At 68.4% G+C, this 2,114-nt stretch carries 2 protein-coding genes; both read right to left on the reverse strand.

All coding sequences use genetic code 11. The annotated features are described in order from the left end of the window. Positions 1 to 179 precede the first annotated feature (179 nt). Positions 180 to 926, reverse strand: coding sequence for a polyphosphate--glucose phosphotransferase (gene ppgK, locus ACNFOC_RS53625; protein ID WP_416966203.1), 747 nt, complete (start codon positions 924 to 926; stop codon positions 180 to 182). A gap of 29 nt (positions 927 to 955) precedes the next feature. Next, on the reverse strand, positions 956 to 1,981 hold the full coding sequence (locus tag ACNFOC_RS53630) for a 4-hydroxy-3-methylbut-2-enyl diphosphate reductase (protein WP_416966204.1): 1,026 nt from the start codon (positions 1,979 to 1,981) through the stop codon (positions 956 to 958). Between the last annotated feature and the right edge of the window lie 133 nt (positions 1,982 to 2,114).

Genomic DNA, 2,114 nt, shown 5'->3' on the forward strand with positions numbered 1-2,114 from the left:
GGGACACTCGTCGCGGGTCTCATCGCGACCGTCCGCAGGATCCGGCTCCTGAGGCGCCGCCGCCAGGCGTGACTCCCCGCGCCGACCAGGCACCGCCGAGCCCCCGTCACCCCCTCCACCGGAGCCGACAGCCGACAGCCGACAGCCGACAGCCAGCCCTAGGTCGTCGCTAGTCGCCGCTAGTCGTCCCCCGCCGCGTGCATCGCCGCCCCCACGATCCCCGCGTTGTTCTGCAGCTGCGCCGGGACGATCTCGGCCTTGATGTCCTCGATGAAGTGCAGGAACTTGTCGGCCTTGCGGCTGACTCCGCCGCCGATGATGAACAGCTCGGGTGAGAACAGCATCTCGACGTGGGCGAGGTACTTCTGGACGCGGTGGGCCCAGTGCTCCCAGGTCAGCTCGCCGTCCTCCTTGGCCTTGCTGGAGGCCTTCTTCTCGGCGTCGTGGCCGTTCAGCTCCAGGTGGCCCAGCTCCGTGTTCGGGACCAGGACGCCGTTGACGAAGAGGGCGCTGCCGATGCCCGTGCCGAAGGTCAGCAGGATCACCGTGCCCTTGCGGCCCTGGCCGGCGCCGAAGTGCATCTCGGCGACGCCCGCCGCGTCCGCGTCGTTGACGACGGTCACCGGGAGGCCGCCCAGCCGGTCGGCGAACAGCGCGCCCGCGTCCGTGTCGATCCAGCTCTTGTCGACGTTCGCCGCCGTACGGATCGTGGCCCCGCCGGTGACCACACCTGGGAACGTGAGCCCGACCGGTCCCGTCCAGCCGAAGTGGTCGACGACTTCCTTCACGCCGTCGGCCACTCCGTCCGGTGTCGCCGGGTGCGGGGTCAGCACCTTGCACCGCTCTTGGGTCAATTCGCCCTTGTCCAGGTCCACAGGGGCGCCCTTGATCCCGGATCCACCGATGTCCACGCCGAAGATCTGCATGGATCCACGCTACGACGAACGACTGACAGTCACTGCCCGGAGGGTGCCGTACGGTCCGGACCGGTGCGCTCGGCGACCAGTGCGGCCGCCTCTTCGCGCAGGTCGCGGCGGAGTTCCTTGGGCAGCGAGAACGTGATGGACTCCTCGGCCGCCTTGACCAGCTCGACGTCCTCGTAGTCGCGCGCGGACAGCCACTCCAGGACCTGCTCGACCAGGATCTCCGGGACGGAGGCGCCCGAGGTCACGCCGACCGTGGTCACGCCCTCCAGCCAGGCCTCGTCGATCTCGTCGGCGTAGTCCACGAGATACGCGGCCTGGGCGCCCGCGAGCTTGGCGACCTCGACGAGCCGTACGGAGTTGGAGGAGTTCTTCGAGCCGACCACGATCACCAGGTCGGCCTCCTCGCCCATCTGCTTCACGGCGAGCTGACGGTTCTGCGTGGCGTAGCAGATGTCGTCGCTGGGCGGGGAGATGAGCTGCGGGAACTTCTCCTTCAGGGCGTCGACCGTCTCCATGGTCTCGTCGACCGAGAGGGTGGTCTGGGACAGCCATACGACCCTGGACGGATCCCGCACCTCCACCTTGGAGACGTCGGACGGGCCGTCGACCAGGGTGATGTGGTCAGGGGCCTCTCCGGAGGTGCCGATGACCTCCTCGTGGCCCTCGTGGCCGATCAGCAGGATGTCGAAGTCGTCGTTGGCGAAACGGACGGCTTCCTTGTGGACCTTGGTCACCAGGGGGCAGGTCGCGTCGATGGTGGCGAGGCGGCCCTGCTTGGCCTCGTCGTGGACGACGGGCGCGACGCCGTGCGCGGAGAACATCACGATGTTCCCCTCGGGGACCTCCTCGGTCCGCTCGACGAAGATGGCGCCCTTCTTCTCCAGGGTCTGGACGACGTACTTGTTGTGCACGATCTCGTGCCGGACATAGATCGGAGCCCCGTACTGCTCAAGGGCTTTCTCGACGGCGATCACGGCGCGGTCCACACCCGCGCAGTAGCCCCGGGGGGCGGCGAGCAGGACACGGCGGCCAGACGAAGCAGTCATGCGTCCCATCGTAAGGCCGCGCTCGACGGGTCAAAGATCGCGTCCTTGGGGAGACTGGCGTGGGGAGACTCGCGGTGGAGTGGCGACGACGCGGTAGAGGACGTAGGGGGCGTACGAGTCGAAGACCACGTCCCCGGTGCCC

This window comes from Streptomyces colwelliae (genome assembly GCF_048158785.1).
In the GTDB taxonomy this organism is placed as follows: Bacteria; Actinomycetota; Actinomycetes; order Streptomycetales; family Streptomycetaceae; genus Streptomyces.